Below are 21726 nucleotides of genomic sequence, written 5' to 3' on the forward strand. Positions count from 1 at the left end.
CGCAGTTCGATCGTCACAACTCAAAGAAAGAGAAACGATGAAAAAGGCACCAAGAACAGCAATGAAGCTGGTGGGCAGCGCCGCGGTCGCCGCACTGCTCCTCACCGGCTGCAGCAGCTCCCCGGGGGGAACCACCGCCAAGGAAACCACCTCGCAGGACCAGATCGACAAGGCACTTACCACCCCGACCAAGCTGACCTTCTGGACCTGGGTTCCTGGTATCGAGAAGGAAGTTGCCCTGTTCGAAAAGAAGTACCCCGCCATCGACGTGACGGTCGAGAACGTCGGACAGGGTCTGCCGCATTACCAGAAAATCCGGACCGCGCTGCAGTCCAAGGACGGCGCACCCGACGTGGTCCAGATGGAGTACCAGTACCTTCCCTCGTTCACCGTCACCAACTCACTGCTGGACCTCTCAGCCTATGGCGCCAAGGGCGTCGCCGGTGACTACGTGGACTGGGTCTGGAACCAGGTCTCCACCGACAAGGGTGTGTGGGCCTACCCGCAGGACGTCGGACCGATGGGCAACCTTTACCGCAGCGACATCCTTACCAAGGCGGGCGTCACCAGTGCCCCGAAGACCTATGAGGAATACGCCACCGCCGCCAAGAAGGTCAAGGACGCCACAGGGTCCACCATCTCCAACCTCGCCACAAACGACCCCGCGCAGGTCGTGGGCCTGCTGTGGCAGGCAGGCGTGAAGCCGTTCGGCTACGACGGCGACAAGACCGTCTCCATCAACGTCAACAGCCCCGAAGCAAAGAAGGTGCTCGGCTACTGGCAGGACCTGATCCAAAAGGATCTCGTGTCCACGGACGCCGACTTCAACGACCAGTTCTACCAGGGACTTGCCGGGGGCAAGTACGCAGGATGGCTCACCGCTGCCTGGGCGCCCATCTTCCTCCAGGGAACCGTGGCAGATACGGCAGGAAAGTGGACCGCCGCGCCCATGCCGCAGTGGGACGCAACCAAGAACGTCTCAGGCAACTGGGGCGGATCCGCGGACGCGGTACTGTCGACCACTAAGAACCCCATAGCCGCCGAGGAACTCGCGAAGTTCATCAACCACGACCAGGAATCGACGACGATGCTGGCCACCCAGCAGTCTCTCTTCCCGGCAGCCAAAAACGTCCTCGGCAGCCCCACGTTCACGGACGCCAAGAGCGACTTCTTCGGCGGCCAGACAGTAAACAAACTGTTCGCCGACATTTCCAACACCGTTGACAAGAAGTTCGAGTGGCTGCCGTTCACCGACTATGCCTACTCCCAGTTCAACGAGATCGTCGGCACCTCGATCGGCGAGAAGAAGGACCTCAGCACCGCGCTGGATACCTGGCAGGACGTCCTGGTCAAGTACGCCAAGGACCAAGGATTCACCGTCAAGTAGACGCCTCCGGGAGGCGTCATGCGTCAGCAAGGCGCCTCCCGTTCCCTCTTTATCTTCTCCACAATGCAAAGGATCAGCCGTGGCCACCAGCTCACTTCCCGCCGCGAAACCGGCGGGCGCCACCCGCGTCAGACGCGCATCCGCCAGCAAGCGCAGACAGACCACCGCGGCCTACCTGTTCGTGCTGCCCTTCTTCGTCGTCTTCGCCACGATGCTTGTCATCCCGCTCGGCTACGCCGGCTACCTCAGCGTGTTCAAGAGCCAGCTCATCGGCGGACTTTCGTTCATCGGGCTGGACAACTACCTCCGGGCCTTTACCGATCCCGAGTTCCTGGGCGGCATCGGCCGGATGGTGATCTTCCTGCTCGTCCAGGTGCCCATCATGCTGGGAATTGCCCTAGGCCTGGCCCTGGCCCTGGACAGCGGCCGCGCTCACGGATCCAAGGCGTTGCGCCTGCTGTATTTCGTTCCTTATGCGGTTCCTGGCGTGGTCGCAACACTCATGTGGGGATACCTCTACGGGCCCGACTTCGGCCCCATCTCCCAGTTGTTCCGGGCCGTCGGTCTCGATGCCCCGAACCTGCTTGATTCCCAAAGCATCCTGGGGTCAACGATGAACATCGTCACCTGGGAGTTCGTGGGCTACAACATGATCATCCTGTACGCGGCGCTCCGCTCAATTCCCGCGGAACTCTATGAGGCCGCCGCCATTGACGGGGCCAGCCAGTACAGGATCGCCTGGAGTATCAAGATCCCCGCTATCCGGCCCGCGATTATGCTCACGGTCATCTTTTCGATCATCGGCACTTTCCAGCTGTTCAACGAACCCAGCCTGCTCGACGCGATCGCCCCCACCGCCATCACCAACGGATTCACCCCCAACTACTACGCCTACAACATCGCGTTCGTCAACCAGGACGTCAACTACGCAGCGGCGGTCGCCTTCCTTCTTGGAGCGCTCATCGCGATCATTTCCTACGTCGTACAGCTGGGAACGCAGCGCAGCGAACGCAAACAGCGAAAGGCCGCACGATGACCGCCACCATTACCGCTCCCGCCAGGGAAAATGCTGCGGGCCACGCCAAACCCTCCAAGCGTCGCCAGGGGAAAAAGCGCAGCCTGCCCCTGACCATCCTGTTATGGCTGTGCGCCCTCTACTTCCTCCTGCCTCTCTTCTGGCTGTTCATCGCCAGTACCAAAGACAATTCCGATCTCTTCAGCACCTTCGGACTGTGGTTCGGCAACCGGTTTTCCCTGTGGGACAACGTGGTATCCGTATTCACCGCCCGTGACGGACTCTACCTCCGCTGGGCCCTCAACACCGTCCTTTACGCCGGAGTGAGCGCCATCGGAGCGTCACTTGTGGCCACCATGGCGGGCTACGCGTTTGCCAAGTACACCTTCCCGGGGTCACGCGTCCTCTTCAGCCTCACCCTCGGGGCCATCATGATTCCCCTGACCGCACTGGCCCTGCCGACATACCTGCTCTTCAACGCGGCCAGCCTGACCAACACGCCCTGGGCCATGATCCTGCCCTCCCTCGTGAGCCCGTTCGGGGTCTTCCTCATGCGTGTTTACGCAGCAGACGCCGTCCCGGACTCCATGATCGAGGCGGCCCGCGTCGATGGAGCTGGTGAATTCCGGATCTTCTGGCAGGTCTCCTTCCGCCTGCTCGGACCCGGTGTGGTCACGGTGTTCCTCTTTGCGCTCGTGGCGACCTGGAACAACTACTTTCTCCCACTGATCATGCTGAATACGTCATCCCTCTACCCGCTGACTGTGGGACTGGCTCAACAGCAGGCTGCAAGCGCCGCCGGCGGCGGTGCCCAGGCCCTGTTCTCGACAGTCATTACTGGGTCGCTGATCAGCGTCGTGCCGCTGATCATTGCCTTCCTCTTTCTCCAGCGCTACTGGGAGACCGGTCTTGCAACCGGTGGAGTCAAGGAATAGCCCACCCTTTCCGGGGCCGGGCCGCAGATTTACCAACCAATCCCTAAAGGAGGGGCCATGAAGGAAAGAAGGCTGGTGAAGGCTCTTGGAGTCTTCGTTGCCGCAGTATCGCTTTTGTATTTGCCCGCGATCAGTGCTCAGGCCTATGCCCCCGAGGGCGGTGTAATCTACCAAGTGCCAGCCGATCAGCCGTGCCTCAAGGGGCGTGGCAACTGCGCAATTTACGTGAAGTCGGCGCAGTTGCCCAATGGGCGCCTCGTGGCGACGTTCGAGAAGGCGACCGTTGTACCCGAGTCCCAGGGAGCTGCCGGAGAGACGCTCCCGGTCTATAAGAGCGATGACCTGGGAACGTCGTGGCAGGCACTCTCGGAGGTCAAGGCCCCCGCCTACCTTTCCAGCGACCCGCAGTACGCGAAGTACACCAGCAACTGGGGGAGCCCGTACCTGTACACACTGCCGCAGGACGTCGGGAACCTGAAGTCGGGCACATTGCTCCTCGCGAGCACAGTGACGGGTGAGGACGCTTACTACAAGGAGCACAAGGCTGCCGATCCGAACTGGGTGCCGACCAATGACGGCGACCGCTCTGACGTGGCCCTCGCCCTCTTCTCGAGCACCGACAGCGGGGTGACCTGGAACGTCCTTAACGTCATCGCGACCGGTGGATGGCAGGGCGGCAGCGCGGGCGCGGCCGGCCAGAACATCGCGGCCGCGAACACGAACAGGCAGGTAGATCCCCTCTGGGAGCCGTTCCTGATGGTGCATGCCGGCAAGCTCGTTGTCTACTACTCCGACGAGAACGACTACATCGGCTTCGACCCGGCAACAGGCGTGCCGATCGTCGATCCGAACAACGCCACGGCTCCGGATTCGATTGGCCAGATCCTGGTCCACAAGACCTGGGATGGCAGCGGCGCTTCCTGGAGCACTCCCGTCGTCGATGTCGCGGGGGCCACCGTGAACAGGGGCAACGGCAAGACGGAGATCGGTGGCGGGCGCCCCGGCATGACCACAATCGCCCAGACGACTGACGGCAAGTGGCTGCTCACGTACGAATACTGGGGCGGGGGAGCCAACGTCAGGTTCAAGATCGCCAATGACCCGTTGAAGTTCTACGCAGCAAGTGATTTCGATGGCGAAGAGATCACCGGACTGCCGGTCGACGCCGGTTCCCGTACCTTGTCGCAGGGCGGCAGCCCCGTCCTGATCACCCTTCCTGACGGACGGATCGTATACAACGCTTCCGGCAGCGGAGACGTTTGGGTCAATGACAGCGGGCGCAGTGACGGCGTCTGGACCGAATACCAGACGCCGGTCGGAGCCGGCTACACCCGCAACCTTCAATACGTGCAGGGCACTGGGCGGGTTGTCATCCTGCAGGGTAGCTGGGGCGGCGCCGGCAGCCAGGCCGTGATTCGTTTCGGCGAGGTTGACCTGGGAAAGTCCGACGGCGCCTACTACCGGCTCGTGAATCGGAAGACTGGCCAGGTGATGGGCACAGGGAACAACACCAATGACGCGAACATCGGCAATGCGAACGTCCCCGACGTCGTGCTCGAAACGGCCGGCGCGGTGCAGAACCCGGATACCCAGTACTGGCATGTCGTCACCAAAGCTGACGGCAACGAGACGCTGCTGAATAAGTCGGGCGGCCGCGAAGCGTCCATCTGGACAGCAAATGCGACAGCCGGGCAGCGCATCGGACAATGGGTCGATAATAAAGCCTCGGGCGCCTGGAACCTCATTGACAATGGCAATGGCTACTACCGCTTCCAGGCCGTGAACAACACCAATGTGTACCTGACCGGTTCCGTTGCCGGCTCACCGCTGACACTGCAGAACTCCGCTGTGGATGGCTCGCAGGACTGGCAGCTCGTTGCAGAGCCGCAGCCGCAGGCCAAGACCCTACTGGGCGCGCAATCGGGGAAATGCCTCGATCTGAAGTCCTTTGCAACGAATGACGGCGCAGTGGTCGATATCTACACGTGCAACGGCGGCACGAACCAGAAATGGACCCTCGACACCTCAGGGCAGCTGGTCAATGCCTCCTCCGGCAAGTGCCTGGATGTCAGTGGCCAGTCAACCTCAAATGGCGCCTTCGCGCAGCAATGGACCTGCACCGGTGGCGGCAACCAGAAGTGGACCTACAACGCGGTGACCCGGCAGCTCATCGGGCAGCAATCAGGCAAATGCCTCGACGTCAACCAGGCCAGCACAGCAGACGGAGCGCGGCTGGTGATCTGGACCTGCGGCAACCAGACCAACCAGCAGTGGACCATCAGGTAGGAACGCACTGGTGAGTTAAATCAATCGGATGCACTGAGCACACGGACTGGGCGGGGCACTGACACAGTGCCCCGCCCAGCGCGCGTTCAGGCCAGCCGGGCGATGCTTCTTCGGCTGGGGCGGGCCGCTGTGCCGTCGGAGAAGAGCTCGGGCGTGGATGCCTGAATCCTTTTGACGTCGTCGAATACGCCGCGGAGGTGAAAGCGGAGGGAGCTGCCCCACCGGCGGCGTGAGCCTGGCCACCGGGCCGGATTACCTGAAACTGCCCAACGTCCCGTGCGTCGGCGGCAGCTGGCTCACTCCCCGCAGCGCGGTGGAAGCTGACGACTGGAGCCAGATCACCGCACTGGCCCGGCAGGCGGCAATGCTCCCGGCCGGGCGCTCCCGCACCTGACCGCATTCCTGCGGTGTATCGTCCGTGCTGTTTGAGCCGAGGGTGGGCGCTGAAGTTGTCCGCGGCCTTCCCGGGGCCGAAGCGGACCCGCTGTCCCAAAGCGATGTGCTCAAAATCGAGAGCCGTCGTCAAGCTTGAGCTGGGCAGGGTGAGGGCCGCGCTGCTGGAAACCACACGTACCGTCTCCAACGAGCTGGGCGTTTCCTCCGACAAGGCATCCTGACGCGCCCTATGCACGGCAAACGCCAGAGGGCGACGGCGGGAAGTTCCCGCCGTCGTCCTCTGGGCTTTCTCTACGGTCAGTCTTTCTGTAGGGCCTATGCTCCCGGAACCGTGGTGGCGCTACCCACAACCACAGGGGCGATAGTCACCGAGTCAATGTCCGGGGCGTAGGCCGAGCTGTTGCCAAGCGTCAGCGCTCCAGTGGTGGTGCTCAGTTTGATCGGAATGGTCCGCTCCCAGAAACTGTTCCAGGAGTAGGTGTACCTGAAGAAGGCGCTGCCCGCTGCAGCTGGGTTTCCTGCCTCGCCCACAGTGATCTTTCGGTCCACCACCTGGGGGTTGTAAGCGTGGTTGCCTGAAAGTTCGGCGTTGGCATAGCGGACCACCATGTTGTAATCGCCGGTCGCGGAAAACTTTGCCTGGCGTGCGATTTCAATGTAGTTCGCCGCCCCTGCTCCGACGTTCCCGACGAGTTTCATTCCGGAGGCGTTGCTGCCGGTGCTGTCAGCCAACGTCCTGGCTACTGCATTCCCACGAAGAGTGGCGTTCTCCGCCTCAATGGTTACTGCCGCGGAGTCCGACGCCGCCGCCCTGGTCGTGGTGATGCTTTCCACGTAGGCGCCTGCTGCCGACGTCAGCTCCAGTTCGTTGATTCCCTGCGAGAGGTGCACCCGGATCTTGGATACCCAAGACCCCTTTTGTGCGGGCGCGAAGTCCGCCACGGTCTTGCCGTTGGCGGTCAGGTGCAGATCCGACGCCGACGCCGTCCGGTACGTGGTGGTGATGTCGTAGTAGCCGGAGTCCCAGGCAGTCACGTAGCTGTCGGCCCGCTGCCCAGAGCCCTGAATGCGCAGTGATCCCCGCGAGGCAGAGGGGTTATCCAAAACAGCGTCACCCCAGGTCAGTTTGGCTCCGCCGAAGGGGCGCAAGGTGTTGGCCGGGTAGGCCGTCACCTCGCCGGATGTGACGTCCGTCAGGACGAACTTGTCCAAGGTAATGTCCGAGTTGGGCAGCTTGGTAGTGCCGTCGGCACTGGCCCGCAGTGAGAGCACATGCGTACCCGCCGTGAGCTGGACGGTCACCTCGGCGCTGCCGCGGTACTGCCACTTGCTGGTGGCATTGAGGGCAAGATCAGCGGTGTACTGAACGGTCTGGTTGCTGACGTTATCCACGAATAGGGCGTGCCGCCCAGGCACGCCGGGCGTAGACCCGATGACCTGGTAGCGGTAGGTCCCGGTCCGGGGAACTGTTACCGTCCAGTCGGCCTTGGACTGAACGGTGTTGAAGGATCCAACATCCTTGCTGCCGGAAGCGAGGAACTTCCAGCCGTTTAGGGATCCCGGGTCCTGGAAATATGCCGTCGCATTAGTGAGGGCAGTGTTTTCGGCCTCGACCGACTGGCTCCACGTTCCATCGACGCTAACAGCCCGGCCTTGCTCCGGGGTGATGATCACCTGGTAGGCGGCATAACGGTCGTAGGTGTCGACGTCGAACTTGAGCTTTCCATCGGTGACAGTGACACCGTCGAGAGCCTTGATGACGCGGGGTGTTGCTGCCAGTCCTTCAGCACCAGTGACTGCGGCTTCGCGGACTTCGACGTCCACCTTGCCGCCGAAGACGGCGGGATCAAGACCGCTGAGGTCCAGGGAGACGTCCTTGTTGCTTCCGCCAAAGAGGACGGTGGCGCGCTTGTTGACGTTGTCGACGGCACCGATTCCCTGAAGCGTGTCTGCCACATTCAACTGCGGAGGCGTCAGGTTCACGGTGGTGCTGCCCTGCAGATCGCCGTACCACTTGAACATCCACCAGCCGGCGTTGGCGCCGTTCGGACGGGCGGAGTTGTCAGAGAAATTGCCGGCATAGTTCCAGTAGGCCGTCTGGGCATCGACCTTCTCATCTTCAAACATGGCGAACCACTGGATCAGCTGGCCTGGCACGCCCATGTCACGGAGCATGCCGTACTCAGTGATGTTGACCGGAATCGCGGGGATGCCTTTAGCGGTTTCCAGGCTGCGGTAGGCGGTCAGGTGGGACCGGAAGGTTGCCAGCTCCTGGATGCCCAACTCGTGCCAAATGAAAACGTCGGGCAGGGTGTTGTTGGCTTTGGCGAAGTCGAGAATGTCCGAAGACCGCTGGGCCTGCCATTTCGTGTCACCCGGGCCGCCGATCCGTGCGTGTCCCAGCCCCTTCGCGGCATAGACGCTTTGGATCTTGGCGTAGGCGGCGTTCCAGTCGTTCAGGAAGGTGGTTTTCATGGTTGACCAGTTTGCGTACCAGTTTCCCCCATCCGGTTCATTGAAGGGAATGAAGACATATTTTTCCGGGTGGTCGGACTGGGTAGCCACAGCGGTGGCCACAAGCTCCACCACCTCGAGATAGTCCCAGATTCCGTTCGCCGCATTGGTGTAGGTTCCGGTGGCCTGGTTGTAGGAGCGGGTATCGCCGGGTCGTGCTCCGCCGTTGTAGGCCCAGTCCGGATAGTAGTCCTGAACGTACGTGTACATGTCCTGTCCACCCTTGGCGAAGAACCCGTCCTCGACTTTGAGGGCATCACCGCTGGGGTGCTGGGTGCCAAAGGGGGCTTTTTGGGAAGTGTTGGTAATCCTGGCCCCGTTAATGAGTGCCGGGGTGGGCGCGCCTTCGTCCCCAAAACCATAGAGCGTTCCCGTGGCTCCGCCCCGGAAGCTGCCTGTGGTCTGGGCAAAATTAACCCCAAGGACCTCCGGCAGCTCATCTGCGGCGACAGCCTTTTGGGCGGAGGCGTGTGGGACGGTCAGCCCCATAAGGGCCAGTGCCGCCACCGCCAAATATGTGGAACCTGCAAATCTCTTCATTGAGTTCTCCTTTTGGGTGGCGGACGCCGCTCCCGTCATCCACACGATAGCGCTTTCATGAGAATAAGCAATAAGCCGTTCAGGACCAGAGTATGTCCATTCTCCGGCGTAATTCCGCCATTGCTCACCCTAGTGGTCGATCTTGCAAGCGGTTTCAAATACGCCTTGCGCAAATTCTTGAAAGCGCTATCATGATTCTGTCGTGTGGTTGAGGAATCGTGCGACTCAAAGACGAGGAGCACCGTGAGCAGCAAGCTGTCCTGGGGACACACCACCTTCACACTCAAGTTCGAGTGGGATGCCGATCAACCCGTTTGCCTGGCCGGAGCCTCCAGCCCCGAGGCGGAACTGGTTATTGATCATCCGATGCCCGCAGTGGAAGTCCTCTCTGCGGCCGGCGGCCGGCTGGCTGCTTCGGACAGGCTGTCCCACACCGCAGTGGGAGCTGGCCTCCGGTACGTTTCGCATGAGATTTCAGAGACGTCCGGCGGAACGGCGTTGAATATTCTCCTCCGCTCGTTTCGCCACTCGCTGGAGGCCACTGCCTCCTTCGAAATGTTGAATGGCGCAGCCGCCGTCCGCGCCACTGTGACTGTCACCAACACGGGAACGGGCGATGCCGTCCTGCAGGCAGTTCCGTCATGGTCCGCCGGCTTCGGCACCCGGCCAGGTACCGTCGTCGACGATTCCTTCGGCACCTGGGAGAGCATTTCCGGCACCAGCGACTGGCTGGGGGAAGGCCGGTGGGGACGCCGCCCACTGCGTGGCAGGGATTTCCCCCGTCTGGGCGAGGACCTGACCGGGCACAATCCACGCGGCGCACTGGCAGCGGTCTCCACCGGCGCATGGTCCACCGGCAAGAACCTCCCGGTGGCAGCCTTGGAATCGCCCCAGTTCGCCGCCGCCTGGGCCTGGCAGATCGAACACAACGGCGCCTGGCGCTGGGAGATCGGCGAAGACACCGCAGATGGCTACTTCACGTTGTCCGGGCCCACCGACCGCGACTCGTCCTGGAACAAGGTCCTGGCGCCCGGCGCCTCCTTCACCACGGTGCCGGCCACGGTTGCCTTCGGGAGCGACCTCGTGGGCGCCATGGGCGAGCTCACGGCGTTCCGCCGCCTGGCCCGCCGGGAGCACCTGGACAACAGCACCCTGGGCGTGGTCTTCAACGACTATATGAACACCCTCAACGGCGACCCGACCACGGAGAAGCTGCTCCCGCTGATCGCGGCCGCCGCCGACGTCGGCGCCGAAATCTTCTGCATTGACGCAGGCTGGTACGACGACAGTGGGAACTGGTGGGACAGCGTGGGGGAGTGGCTGCCGTCAACAACCCGGTTCCCCGGAGGGCTGGGACTCGTGGTGGACGCCATCAAGGACGCCGGCCTCGTGGCGGGATTATGGCTGGAACCCGAGGTGGTGGGCGTCCGGAGCCCCATGGTGCACAGGCTCCCGGATGAGGCCTTCCTGCAACGGCACGGCCAGCGCCTGGTTGAACACGGGCGCTACCACCTGGACCTGCGCCACCCCGCTGCCGTACGTCACCTCGACGATGTGGTTGACCGGCTGGTAAAGGACTTCGGCGTCGGCTTCTTCAAGTTCGATTACAACGTGGACCCCGGTGCCGGAACAGACCACCGCGCGGACAGCCTGGGGGACGGGCTCCTGGAGCACAACAGGGCCCACCTGCAGTGGCTGGACCGGCTGCTGGACCGGCACCCCGGCCTGGTCATTGAAAACTGTTCCTCCGGCGCCATGCGGATGGACTTCGCCCTTCTCTCACGGCTGGCCATGCAGTCCACCTCGGACCAGCAGGACTTCCTCAGGTATCCGCCCATTGCCGCGGCCGCGCCGCTCTCCATGCTGCCGGAGCAGGCTGCCAACTGGGCGTACCCCCAACCTGAGATGAGCAGCGAGGAAGTGGCGTTCTGCCTGGCCACCGGGCTGCTGGGCCGGTTTTACCTCTCGGGGTACCTGAACAGGATGCCCCCGGAGTCCCTCGAACTCGTGCGTGAAGCAGTGGTGGCCTCCAAGGCCCTGCGCGCCGGTATCAGCACCTCGCGTCCCTATTGGCCGGCCGGGCTCCCAGCCTGGACAGATCCATGGGTTGCGCTGGGACTCCGAAGCGGCGAATCAGACCTGCTCACCCTTTGGAACCGGGGCAGCACGGCTGATATCCAGCTCGCCCTCCCACATCTGGCAGGGCGTGAAGTCCTGATCGACACTGTTTTCCCCGTTGACCTCCCGCCATGGAAGACCACCTGGGATCCAGCAGAAGGAACACTCACCGTTGCCGCCCCCACAGGCATCTCGGCCCGTACCTTCCGCCTCACTCCGGACAGTCCGGACTGAGGCACCCGCAGCACTCCGCACTGTTCGCGGAAAACACGGATAATACAAGAAATAAGGAGCAGTTCAATGAAGAAAGCCCTCAAAGTCGCCGCAGTTCTGGCGACCGCAGCATCTTTTATGCTGACGGGATGCAGTGACCCGGGAGCGGGATCGGGGACCCAGAACAACGGCCCGGCCACATGGCCAGCCGCCAACTCGGACCTGAAAGGCACCAAGCTGACCATCTGGGCCGCCCAGAACTCGAACAAGGTTCCGGACAGCGTGGTGGCCGGCTTCGAAAAGCTGACCGGCGCGGACGTCAACGTGGTCACCATCCCCGACCCCTATGAGCAAGGCATCCAGACCAAGGTGGCAACCGGGGACAAGCCGGACCTGGCCTTCTGGCAGCCCACCGGTTCCCAGCTCACCGCCCTTAACGCCACCACCAACCTGCAGTCCCTTGACGGCGCACCGTGGATCGACTCCACCAAGCCGGCGCTGAAAGACATCACCGGGATCCTGGACAAGACCCGGTACGCCGCGCTGATCACCACCCCCGCCGTCGAAGGCGTCTACTACAACAAGGAAGTCTTCGAAAAAGCCGGAATCACCACAGCACCCAAGGACTGGGATTCCTTCATCAAGCTTGGCCGTGACCTCAAGGCCAAGGGCGTGACACCGTTCTATGAAATGGGCAAAGACCGCTGGGCAACGCAGTGGTGGGTGCATGTACAGCTCGCGGACGCCGCGAAGGACGGCCTTTGGGACCGCGTCAACACCAACAAGGAAAAGTTCACCGATCCCACCATCCAGGGTGCCATCAATACCTACAGCGGCCTGATCAAGGAAGGCCTCTTCAACGACGACATCAAGACCGCCACGTTCGAGGACCAGGCCGACGCGCTGCTCGCAGGAAAGGCTGCCATGGCCGTCCAGGTGAACTCGTTCTTCACCCAGCTCCAGTCCAAGACGGACACAGCCACCCTGAACAAGAAGATCGGATTCTTCCCGATCGCCCCCAGCGGCAACATTGGCACCTTCATCCCGGACCAGAGCAACGCCCTGGTCGCTTTCAAGACCGGTGACGCCAAGCGCGAAGCCGCTTCCCGGCAACTGCTGAGCTACTGGCTCGGAGACGGCTACGCCGATTTCGTCGCGAAGCAGTCCACCATTTCGCTGCAGGACGGGGTCAAGACTCCCGCCACTGTTCCAGACGCGCTGCTCGCCGTCAGTGACTCACTGGACAGCGCCGTCGGCTCCATGCAGACCAAGGCCATCGCCAACCCCGATCTGTACATCTTCCTCGCGGACATGATCCAGGGGACCAAGACCCCCGAAGAAGTGGCCAAGGCCACCCAGGACCAGTTCGCACAGCTCGCCAAGGCCCAAGGCGCAGCCGGTTTCTAACCCCCTGAGCGGGTGCCGGGCAAGACGCCCGGCACCCGCTCCAGAAAGGACCAGACGTGACCGCAGTCATGTCCCCGCAGGACGTCTCCCGCGTCGAAGACACCAGCAAGGCCAGGCGGCACGGCGGAAAGCGCGGCGGAAAAAATGACCATCCGCTGTGGTTCCTGATCCCTGCCCTTGCCGTACTTGTCGTCTTCTTCTTCATTCCCACACTGTTCAACTTCATCTACGCCTTCACCAACTGGTCCAGCTTCAAGTCCGCCATCGGCTTCACCGGACTGGACAACTTCATCACCCTCTTCAACAGCGGCACCCTGCTCAACGCACTGCGCGTCACCCTGGTCTACGCAGTCCTGGTGGCCATTTTCCAAAACCTTTTCGGACTGGTCCTGGCGCTGCTCCTTGAACGCGACACACGGGTCAACCGGGCCGTACGGGTAGCCTTCTTCATCCCCGTCATCATGTCCGCGCTGGCCGTCGGGTACATCTTCCAGGCGCTCCTCAAACCCGAAGGCGCCCTGAACGGGATCCTCAGCTTCCTCACCGGAAACCACGTCAGCATCGCCTGGCTCGGCGATACCACCTGGACCATCGTCGTCGTCGCCCTTGTCCACGCCTGGAAATGGATGGGCCTGTCCATGCTGATCTACCTCGCGGGGCTCAAAACCATTAACGACGACGTGCTGGAAGCGGCACGGCTCGACGGCGCCTCCTGGTGGACCACGTTCCGGGAGATCCGCTTTCCGCTGCTGGCGCCAGCCGTCACCTTCAACGTCGCCACAGCTCTGCTCGGCTCCATGAACGGGTTCGACGTCGTCCAGGCAACAACTGAGGGCGGCCCCGGCGGTTCCACCGAACTCCTGAACATCTTCATCTTCCGCACCTTCGGCCAGGGCCTTTTCGCCCAGGCCACCACCATGAGCCTTGTGCTGTTCCTGGCGGTAGCCATCCTGGCGTTTCCGCTGATCCGGATGCTTCGCAAGCGAGAGGACGTACTGTGAGCGCCGCCCCGATTCTTTCCACGAAACCGGAACTTTCCGGAAAAACGGTCCGCCGCGCCAAGGTTCCCGTGCAGCCGATCGTTGCCGTACTGGCGGCGGTCCTCCTGCTCGGAGTTCCGTTCTGGCTGGTCATTAGTACCGCCGGCAAGAACCAGGCCGAGGCACTCAATCCGAACCTCAACGCCCCCAGCCAGTGGCAGCTCTTCGAGAACTTCGGCCAGGTATTCTCTGAGGGCCGGATGCTGACGGGCTTCTTCGGCAGCCTCCTGGTGATGGTTCCTGCCGTCTTCGGCGTGCTGATCCTCGGCTCGATGGCCGCCTGGGTGCTCGGCCGCCGCGGCGGCAAGGGCATGGCTGTCATTTACGCCGTCGCCATCAGCGGGATCGTACTCCCGCCGGCTGTGGTGACCATCGTCCTGCTGCTCCGGCAGCTGGGACTGGCAGGGACCGCCGTCGGCATGATCGGCGTGTACATGGGCATGTACCTGTCAACGGTCATCTTCTTTGTGACCGGCTTCGTGCGGACCATCCCGCCCGAACTGGAGGAGGCTGCCCGGGTTGACGGCGCATCGCCGCTGAAGGTCTTCCTGAAGATCATCCTGCCGCTCCTGGTCCCGGTCCTGGCGACGGCGACCATCCTGATCTGCCTCTATATCTGGAACGACGTCTTCTACGCCCTGTTCGTGGTGGGCGGACGGCTGGACACGTTGCCGCTGAACCTCTATCAGGTGGCAAGCTCCGGGCTGTACCTTCAGAACTGGCACCTGATCTTCGCCTACATCACCTTGATGAGCCTTCCGTTGCTGATCACGTTTGTGGTGGCACAGCGTAAAATCATCTCCGGTATTACAAGCGGCGCGGTTAAATGAGTTCAGGGCCGCGTCTGAACTTATCGGGGGGCGGCGCGGGTGAGGCTGACAGGCGGCGGGCCGCCCCCATTTCGACAGGCGGGCCCGAATTGACCACCAAGAAACCGCAGCAGCAGCGCTCACCCGTTATCGACGACGTCGCCCGGCTTGCAGGGGTCTCGGTGCCGACGGTCTCCCGCGTCCTGACCGGTGCGGCCAAGGTCAGCGAGGCAAAGCGCGAAGCCGTCATGAACGCCATCACCCTGCTGAAGTACCGGCCCAGTGCCGCGGCACGGTCAGTGGCGTCGCGCCGCTCCTCGGTGATCGCCGTCATTGCCGGCAACACCTCCCGGTACGGGTACGCGGAGACCATCCGGGGTGTTGAGGAGGCCGCGCGTGCGCGGGGCTATATCGTCTCGATCACGGTGGTTGATTCCACAGAGGACGACGACGTCGAGCGCGCGGTTTCGCTGGTGGTAGGCCAGGACCTTGCCGGCATCGTGGCATTGAAGTTCGATCCGCCGGGGGTGGCGGCGCTGCAAAGGCTGCCCGACCACATCCCCACGGTGGCTATTTCCGGGGTGCGTGAAACCCACGTCCCCCAGGCTGTCCTTGACGAAGCAAGTGCCGCCGCGGAGCTGACCGATTTCCTCCTTAACCTCGGCCACGGCACCGTCCACCATGTCCGGGTTCCGCCCTCCCGCCGGGAAGACGGCCGTACCGCCGGCTGGCGCCGGGCACTCCGGAAAGCCGGCGCAGTCATTCCCCCGGCCTTCGACGCCTCCTGGCAGCCCGAATCCGGCCGGGCCATCGGCCAGGCCCTGGCCAAGGACGAGTCAGTCACCGCCGTCTTCTGCGGAAACGACGAGATCGCCATGGGGGTCATCCGCGGACTGGCCGACGAGGGGCTCCGCACACCCGAGGACGTCAGCGTGGTGGGCTTCGACAACCACCCGCTCTCCGGGCTGTGGACGCCGTCGCTGACCACTGCCCACCAGGACTTCTTCGGGCTGGGCCAGCGCGGGTTCGAGCTGCTCATGGCCCAGGTGTCAGGGGAACCGGGAGCCCGCCGGTTCTCCTCCGAACGGCCCGCCCTGGTAATCCGCGCGAGCGCGGCGGCGCCGAGTTCCGGTCGCGGCCGGAGTGACCTGACGGCCTAGGCCGGGCTCCTCCACTAGGCTGGCAGCTATGACCCGGAAGATCAGTGTGAGCCTGCCGGATGCGGCGCTTCGTGAGTACCTGAAACCGCACCCCGACGTCACGGTCCTTGAGTGGGATCTTGCCGGAGAGGCGCCGCAGCGGCAGATCGACATCGTGGTACCCCCGTACATGCGCGGGACGCAGATTCTGCAGAATCTCGAACCCGTGGAGACAGCGCTGGTGCAGAGCCAGTCGATCGGATACGACGGCGTGGCCGAGGCGCTCCCGCCCGGACGGGTCTTCGCCAATGCCGCCGGAGTGCACGAGACGTCCACCGCGGAACTGGTTTTGGCCATGATCCTGGCCAGTCAGCGGGAGTTTCCGCGCCTCCTGCGGAACCAGCAGCAGGGCCTCTGGGAAACGAAGCCCACCGCCAGCCTGGCAGACCGCCGTGTCCTCATTGTGGGCTACGGCGGGGTGGGCAAAGGGATTGAACAGCGGCTTCTCCCTTTCGAAACCAGCGTCACGCGCGTGGCAAGCAAGGCTCGGACGGATGAAAACGGCGTAGTCCACGGAATTGCCGAGCTGCCTGCGCTGCTGCCGGACCATGACATTGTGATCGTGGGCGTTCCCCTCAACGACGCCACCTGGCACCTCATCGATGACGCTTTCCTCGCGGCAATGCCCGACGGCGCGTTGCTGGTCAACGTGGCCCGCGGGCCCGTTGCGGACACGGAGGCCCTTGTGCGCCACACCGGCTCCGGCCGCATCCGTGCCGCCCTGGACGTTACGGACCCCGAGCCATTGCCCCGGGACCACCCGCTCTGGAGCACACCCGGCGTCATCATCACCCCTCACGTCGGCGGGGCGAGTTCGGCGATGCGTCCGCGGATGGGCCGGCTGCTGCAAAAGCAGATCGACCTCATGCTGGCCGGCGAACCGCCGGTGAACGTGGTCCTGGGCGGTTAGCCGGAGCTGGCTGAGTTACACAGTCATTGCAACAGTCGACAGCACTCCACCCTCTCGGGTGTCACGGCGAGATTGGCAGCACTGCGTACACTCGGCCGCCCTTGGATGTGCTCTCGGCGGAGAGCGTGCCGCCGAGCTCGGCCGCCCGCTCGCCCATGGAGTCCATGCCGGCGCCGGCCCGCCACGGCGCACCCGTGCTCCCATCGTCGGTGACCTCAATCTCGAGGGCCTCCTCACCGAGTGTGAGGCTGACCGTCGCCGTGGTCGAGGTGGAGTGCCTGGCGGCGTTGGTCAGCGCCTCGACGACGATGCGGTAGGCCGCCACCTCGACGGCCGCGGGCAGCGCCTGCAACCTCCCTGCTCGCAGCTCGACCCGTAGTGGTGTCCCGTCAGGAGCCCGGAGCGCCTGTGCCTGCTGTCGCAGTGCGGTGACAAGGCCCAGCTCGTCGAGCGCGGGTGGCCGCATCGCGTAGACCAGCCCCCGGATGTCCTCGATCGCGTTCACCGTCTCCTGGCGCAGGGTCCGCAGCAGGTCCTCGGCTCCGGAAGGGTCCTTGCGCAGCGTGTTGCGTACCGCGTCCGAGGTGAACGCGATCCCGGACAGCCGGGGTCCGAGGCCGTCGTGGAGGTCGCGGCGCAGCCGACGGCGTTCCTCCTCGATTGCGGTGACGGCCTGGCCGCGTGACTCCCGCAGTTCGTCGGCCAGTGCCCGGGCACGTAACGTCTGCGCCAGCAGCGGCGCGACCAGGCTCAGCACGCGGTGATCACCCGCGGACAGGGTCAGGTCACCGGGCCGCAGCCCCAGCGCGAGCTCGCCCGCCCGGTCTGCGCCGAGGGCGAGGGGAAGGGTCCGGGTGTGGGTGACCTCTACTCCGGACTCGGCGACGATCTTCCCGTCCAGGCGGAGCGCAGAGTACGGAAGGACCAGCGCCTCGCGAATCGCCCGCAGTGCCAGCACCGGGTCGTCACCGATGTGGCCGACCACCTGGGTGGCCGCCCCCAGCGGGTCCGGACGCGCCCCGAAGAGGAGCTCGTCGACAACGGCCCGCAGAACCACCTGCAGCGGATGGAACGTTGTCGCCGCGACGACGCCGACGACCGCCAGTGTGCTCGCATGCGGGACACGGTTGCCCAGGATCTCGAGCAGCGACTCCAGCGCCATGAAGAGTGCGATGTAGCCGACGGCGGCCGTCACGAAAACCACGAACCGCACCACCAGGCCCCTGACGTCCACCACCTCGGGCCGGCGAACCCCAACGTACAGGGCGGGTGCGACGGTGCTCAACGCAAGGCTGGCAGTCACCTCTCCGACCGTGCCGAGCTGCATGAACCCGATGGTGAACCCGGTCATCCCCGCCAGTGAACCCGCCAAAGCCATCCAGGTGAGGGCCCTCCGGTCGCGGTCCCTCGCGTGTTCGATCTTCCACCAGGTGTGCGCGATCAGCGTGCAGCCCATGACCAGGCCCATCGCGCCGACCACGCCGTCGCTTCCGGCCGAGACCACCGCCAGGACGCCCGAGCCTCCGACCAGGACCAGCGAGACAAAGTCCAACGGGTGACGCCAGGCGAGCACCGGGTACGCGGTCAGTGCGAGCGGCGCCAGGAGCGCGCCGCCGATGATGAATGCCAGGCGCGAGGCTTCGCTTCCCCCGGTCGCTTCCAGGACGGCCCCCGCGAGGGTAGCCAGACCGGCGAACACCACGAGCACGGCGCTCGGCCAGACCCGACGAATGCCAAGCAAAGCCAACCCGCTGATGCACCAGCTCACGCCAACGGCGGCCAGGGCCAGCAGCACAGGGTAAGGGGTCACGTGCCGAGCCCGCCTTCACGGGCGCGGATGATCGCGGCGGCCCGGTCGAACACCTCGAGCTTGGCGAAGATGCTGGTCAGGTGGTTGCTGACCGTCTTGGGGGAGAGGAACAGCGCCTCGGCGATCGCCGTCGTACGCCGTCCGGACGCGAGCAGGTCGAGGATCTCGCGCTCGCGCTCGGTGAGCTCCGGGAAGGGGCGGGGCTGTGGTGTGGGTGGTGCGGTGAAGTGGCCCAGTATGCGTGCCGCCACGCCCGGCCCGAAGATCGCCTGCCCGGTGACCACTGCGCGGATGGCCGCGACGATCTCCTCCTGTTCGGCTCCCTTGAGCAGGTAGCCACGGGCCCCGGCCTGCATCGCGGTGAAGACGGTTGCGTCGTCGTCGTACATGGTCAGGATCAGCACGGCCGTCTCCGGCACACTGGCACGGATCCGTCGGGTGGCCTCCACGCCGTCAAGACCGGGCATCCGGACGTCCATAAGCACGACGTCGGGCCGCAGGAGTTGGGCCTGCCGTACGGCTGTCTCGCCGTCGGCTGCCTCACCGGCCACCTCGAGCCCGTCCAAGGTCCCGATCAGCGCCCGGAGCCCGCCGCGCACCACCGGATGGTCGTCCGCGATCAGCACCCTCAGGGTCATGAACCCATTATGATCCCCGTTCACTCCTGCTGACCCGGGAACTTCCTCCCCTTTGACCGGGATCTGCGGGAACATGGATGGGAAGGCCGCCCCTCGCGGAGGGAAGTGGCGCGGGCCGACAGTGGAGGAGTCCACTTCACCGACCCATCCGAGGAGCAACCATGAACACCACATCGAAACGACAGAAGGCCGGCCTGGCTCTGGCCGGATTCTGCAGCGCAGTCAACATCGTGGGCGTGCTCTTCCCACCTCCGGACGGCCAGGAGGGCCCGCCGATGGGCATCCTGGTTGTCGACAGCGTGCTCGGCTTGGTCGGTCTGGTCGCCGTGATCGTCACCTGGCGCACCGGCAACCGCGCCGCGCAACGCGTTGCCGCCGGCGCGATCATCATCATGACCCTCACCGCACTGCCGGCGTTCTTCGTCGACGTGCCAGCAGTCCTCAAGCTACTGGTTGGGGTGGCCGTGCTGCTCACCATCGCGGCCGTCGTCCTGATGTTCTCTCCGGGGCGCCGCTCGACGCCGGTCCTGGACTGAGTGAGGACCTGCGCGCCAAACATGAGTCCGCGGCGGTCGAACCTGCCGGTCTGAACCTGGCCGGCAGGGCCAGCAGCATCAGGGTGACACGGGCCGGCTAAAACATCGCGTCGATTTCCTTAGCCAGTTCCCTCGGGTGGTTCAGGAAGCCCATGTGCCCTCCGGGTACCGTCCGGCGGGCAGTACCGGCAGAGGACGCTATCCACTCTGCCGCCTCCACGAAGAATGGCGCGGTCTGTTCCGCGCTGAGCACCGCCAGCGGCACGCTCATTCCGGACAAGGCCCCGGGTTCGGGCCGCCAGGAGGAAAAAGCTCCGAACTCCGCTTCCAACAGGACCCTGGCGTTGGTCCGAAGCCCGTCAAGGAAGTCCGGCGGCAACTGAGCGGCGGCGTCCGCCGCCGCGAACTGGACGAACGCCTCGGCGCCGCCGGCAAGCCCGCCGGCCTCCACCCCTGCAGCAATCACCGGCTGGACCGTGGCCATGGCGTCGTCGGGATGGGCCAGAACGCCCAAAAGCGCTGGCTCGTGCAGCACTGCGCCGGTAAAGCGTCCGGGAGCCTTCAGGGCAGCGGCCAGTGCTATCAGCGCCCCGGTGCTGTTGCCGAACACGACGCAGGGCTCTGTTCCGAGCGTTTCCAACAGGGCGGCGACGTCGCCGGCGTGCTGGTCCACTGAGGTCTGGGCCCAGTCCGGACGCAGCGGACTGCGTCCGTTGTTCCTGCGGTCATAGGCGATGACTGTGTGGGTCTCCGCCAGCAGCCGGGCCAGCTCACCGTACTGCCTGGCGTCTCCTCCAGCGCCGGGGACCAGGAGAACAGGCGTTCCGGCTCCCGTGACGTCAACATGGAACGCGGCGCCGTTGGCCTCCACGAGGGCGGCGCCATCAAGTGTGCTCATTGTCTTCACCTTTCCGGTTGCGGTTTACCTTTCCCCTTCATTGGACGCCCCGCAAGGAGCTGCCGTCCAAGACAGCTATGGACTCGGACGATCACAAATTTTTATGATGGGGCATGGAGATCCGCCAACTCCGGCGATTCCTTGTGCTGGCTGAGGAACTGCACTTCGGCAAAGCCGCCGCCCGGCTCCACATCGCCCAGCCGGCGCTGAGCCAGGAGCTCAAGGCCCTGGAAAAAACCCTGGGACTCCGGCTCATGGACCGAACCCACAACTACGTCGCCCTCACGGATGCAGGCCGCCGTCTCCGTGAGGAAGCCGCACACATCATTGAGGCCCACGACGCCGCGGCATCAGCGATGGAAGAACTGCGCAGTCCTCCGCGCGGCACGCTCAGGCTGGGTGTGGCCGTGGGGGTGGCGTATCCGCTGCTGGCGGAGCTGCTCCGGGATCTCAGTTCAGGCGGCCTGGGTCCCGTTGACGCTGCCCCTGAGGTTGACGTCAAACCTGCGGCCGCGAGGGAAGGCGTCCAGAAGCTTCTTGACGGGGAGTTCGATGCCGTTTTCATCCATGCCGTGCCTCCCTCCGACGAACGGCTCGGTGTGCTGACCCTGGAAACCGAGCCAATGGGGGTTGCCCTTCCGTCCGGCAGCCCGCTGGCAAAGCTGGCAGCCGTCAGCCCCACCAACCTGAATGGCCAGGCCCTGATCTGGTTACAGCGCGACGGCGACCCCGACGTTCGCGAGCGCGTGCTGGATTTGCTGTTGGACGGCGGGATGGTTCCGGGCCCGCACCGCTGGTCGCCGAGCATTGCCACCACCATGAGCCTGGTGGCTGCCGGCCTGGGCGTGTCCTTCAAGACACCGCATCAGGTGGTGCCGGGTGATCCGCCCGGCGTCGTGTGGCGCCCGTTCTCCGGGATAGACCTGCCTATGCCCACTGTGCTCGTCTGGCGAAGGAGCGACGCCTCACCGTTGACGGCCGAGCTGGTCGTCCATGCCCGACGGTACCTGGCCAAAAAGGGTAAGGCATCGCTGCCGTGAGGCGGCGAATACGCTCTGGGAGAACCGGCCCCACT

General features: G+C 64.3%; 17 protein-coding genes. 13 read left to right on the forward strand and 4 right to left on the reverse strand.

What is annotated here, in order from left to right:
* The first annotated feature begins 37 nt into the window (after positions 1-37).
* The 5 genes from J7E83_RS11660 to J7E83_RS11680 all read left to right on the forward strand — a co-directional run bounded on the left by J7E83_RS11660 (position 38) and on the right by J7E83_RS11680 (position 6017).
* Positions 38-1387 (forward strand): ABC transporter substrate-binding protein, encoded by a 1350-nt coding sequence (locus J7E83_RS11660; protein WP_251043758.1) that lies wholly within the window; start codon positions 38-40, stop codon positions 1385-1387.
* 79 nt (positions 1388-1466) lie between these two features.
* Positions 1467-2423, forward strand: coding sequence for a sugar ABC transporter permease (locus J7E83_RS11665; protein ID WP_311379645.1), 957 nt, complete (start codon positions 1467-1469; stop codon positions 2421-2423).
* Positions 2420-3337: a carbohydrate ABC transporter permease gene (locus J7E83_RS11670; protein WP_214962191.1), complete on the forward strand. Its 918-nt coding sequence runs from the start codon at positions 2420-2422 to the stop codon at positions 3335-3337. The genes J7E83_RS11665 and J7E83_RS11670 overlap by 4 nt, the downstream gene beginning before the upstream one ends.
* Before the next feature lie 57 nt (positions 3338-3394).
* A complete protein-coding gene (locus J7E83_RS11675) occupies positions 3395-5623 on the forward strand; it encodes an RICIN domain-containing protein (RefSeq protein WP_214962193.1) in 2229 nt (742 codons plus the stop codon).
* 229 nt (positions 5624-5852) lie between these two features.
* Positions 5853-6017, forward strand: a complete 165-nt coding sequence (locus J7E83_RS11680; protein ID WP_311379646.1) for a hypothetical protein — start codon at positions 5853-5855, stop codon at positions 6015-6017.
* Between the two features lie 317 nt (positions 6018-6334).
* Here the strand turns inward: J7E83_RS11680 and J7E83_RS11685 are convergent, their stop codons facing one another.
* Positions 6335-9073: a hypothetical protein gene (locus J7E83_RS11685; RefSeq protein ID WP_214962196.1), complete on the reverse strand. Its 2739-nt coding sequence runs from the start codon at positions 9071-9073 to the stop codon at positions 6335-6337.
* Between the two features lie 243 nt (positions 9074-9316).
* On the opposite strand from J7E83_RS11685, the gene J7E83_RS11690 reads away from it, so the two are divergent.
* The 6 genes from J7E83_RS11690 (at position 9317) to J7E83_RS11715 (ending at position 16769) form a co-directional block, all read left to right on the forward strand.
* Entirely contained in the window at positions 9317-11425 is a 2109-nt protein-coding gene (locus J7E83_RS11690; RefSeq protein WP_214962197.1) for a glycoside hydrolase family 36 protein, read from the forward strand.
* A gap of 66 nt (positions 11426-11491) precedes the next feature.
* On the forward strand, positions 11492-12811 hold the full coding sequence (locus tag J7E83_RS11695; RefSeq protein ID WP_214962200.1) for an ABC transporter substrate-binding protein: 1320 nt from the start codon (positions 11492-11494) through the stop codon (positions 12809-12811).
* A 56-nt stretch (positions 12812-12867) separates the two neighbouring features.
* Complete coding sequence (locus tag J7E83_RS11700; protein ID WP_311379647.1) at positions 12868-13812, forward strand: sugar ABC transporter permease; 945 nt, start codon at positions 12868-12870, stop codon at positions 13810-13812.
* Entirely contained in the window at positions 13809-14681 is an 873-nt protein-coding gene (locus J7E83_RS21515) for a carbohydrate ABC transporter permease (RefSeq protein WP_311379648.1), read from the forward strand. Before J7E83_RS11700 ends, J7E83_RS21515 begins: the two co-directional genes overlap by 4 nt.
* Before the next feature lie 89 nt (positions 14682-14770).
* Positions 14771-15820, forward strand: coding sequence for a LacI family DNA-binding transcriptional regulator (locus J7E83_RS11710; RefSeq protein WP_251043759.1), 1050 nt, complete (start codon positions 14771-14773; stop codon positions 15818-15820).
* A 28-nt stretch (positions 15821-15848) separates the two neighbouring features.
* Positions 15849-16769: a 2-hydroxyacid dehydrogenase gene (locus tag J7E83_RS11715; protein ID WP_214962204.1), complete on the forward strand. Its 921-nt coding sequence runs from the start codon at positions 15849-15851 to the stop codon at positions 16767-16769.
* Positions 16770-16830: 61 nt separating this feature from the next.
* Here J7E83_RS11715 and J7E83_RS21520 read toward each other — a convergent pair whose 3' ends face one another.
* Together J7E83_RS21520 and J7E83_RS11725 are read right to left on the reverse strand one after the other, a co-directional pair.
* Positions 16831-18579: a histidine kinase gene (locus tag J7E83_RS21520; RefSeq protein WP_214962206.1), complete on the reverse strand. Its 1749-nt coding sequence runs from the start codon at positions 18577-18579 to the stop codon at positions 16831-16833.
* Positions 18576-19217 carry a response regulator transcription factor gene (locus J7E83_RS11725; RefSeq protein WP_214962208.1) on the reverse strand — a complete coding sequence of 214 codons (642 nt, stop codon included), beginning with the start codon at positions 19215-19217 and terminating at the stop codon, positions 18576-18578. Before J7E83_RS11725 ends, J7E83_RS21520 begins: the two co-directional genes overlap by 4 nt.
* A gap of 161 nt (positions 19218-19378) precedes the next feature.
* On the opposite strand from J7E83_RS11725, the gene J7E83_RS11730 reads away from it, so the two are divergent.
* Positions 19379-19753 carry a hypothetical protein gene (locus tag J7E83_RS11730; protein WP_214962210.1) on the forward strand — a complete coding sequence of 125 codons (375 nt, stop codon included), beginning with the start codon at positions 19379-19381 and terminating at the stop codon, positions 19751-19753.
* A gap of 97 nt (positions 19754-19850) precedes the next feature.
* Here J7E83_RS11730 and J7E83_RS11735 read toward each other — a convergent pair whose 3' ends face one another.
* Positions 19851-20651 (reverse strand): alpha/beta fold hydrolase, encoded by an 801-nt coding sequence (locus tag J7E83_RS11735; protein ID WP_214962212.1) that lies wholly within the window; start codon positions 20649-20651, stop codon positions 19851-19853.
* Between the two features lie 113 nt (positions 20652-20764).
* Here J7E83_RS11735 and J7E83_RS11740 point away from each other — a divergent pair, with 113 nt between their 5' ends.
* Complete coding sequence (locus J7E83_RS11740; RefSeq protein ID WP_214962214.1) at positions 20765-21691, forward strand: LysR family transcriptional regulator; 927 nt, start codon at positions 20765-20767, stop codon at positions 21689-21691.
* Positions 21692-21726 lie beyond the last annotated feature (35 nt).

The organism is Arthrobacter sp. ISL-48 (genome assembly GCF_018613805.1).
Classification (GTDB): Bacteria; Actinomycetota; Actinomycetes; order Actinomycetales; family Micrococcaceae; genus Arthrobacter.

What these genes read in the sequence shown, in the direction of transcription:
- J7E83_RS11660 (WP_251043758.1), top strand. Translation starts at nt 38, where the DNA reads ATGAAAAAGGCACCAAGAACAGCAATGAAGCTGGTGGGCAGCGCCGCG.
- J7E83_RS11670 (WP_214962191.1), top strand. Translation starts at nt 2,420, where the DNA reads ATGACCGCCACCATTACCGCTCCCGCCAGGGAAAATGCTGCGGGCCAC.
- J7E83_RS11675 (WP_214962193.1), top strand. Translation starts at nt 3,395, where the DNA reads ATGAAGGAAAGAAGGCTGGTGAAGGCTCTTGGAGTCTTCGTTGCCGCA.
- J7E83_RS11685 (WP_214962196.1), bottom strand. Translation starts at nt 9,073, where the DNA reads ATGAAGAGATTTGCAGGTTCCACATATTTGGCGGTGGCGGCACTGGCC.
- J7E83_RS11695 (WP_214962200.1), top strand. Translation starts at nt 11,492, where the DNA reads ATGAAGAAAGCCCTCAAAGTCGCCGCAGTTCTGGCGACCGCAGCATCT.
- J7E83_RS11715 (WP_214962204.1), top strand. Translation starts at nt 15,849, where the DNA reads ATGACCCGGAAGATCAGTGTGAGCCTGCCGGATGCGGCGCTTCGTGAG.
- J7E83_RS11725 (WP_214962208.1), bottom strand. Translation starts at nt 19,217, where the DNA reads ATGACCCTGAGGGTGCTGATCGCGGACGACCATCCGGTGGTGCGCGGC.
- J7E83_RS11730 (WP_214962210.1), top strand. Translation starts at nt 19,379, where the DNA reads ATGAACACCACATCGAAACGACAGAAGGCCGGCCTGGCTCTGGCCGGA.
- J7E83_RS11735 (WP_214962212.1), bottom strand. Translation starts at nt 20,651, where the DNA reads ATGAGCACACTTGATGGCGCCGCCCTCGTGGAGGCCAACGGCGCCGCG.
- J7E83_RS11740 (WP_214962214.1), top strand. Translation starts at nt 20,765, where the DNA reads ATGGAGATCCGCCAACTCCGGCGATTCCTTGTGCTGGCTGAGGAACTG.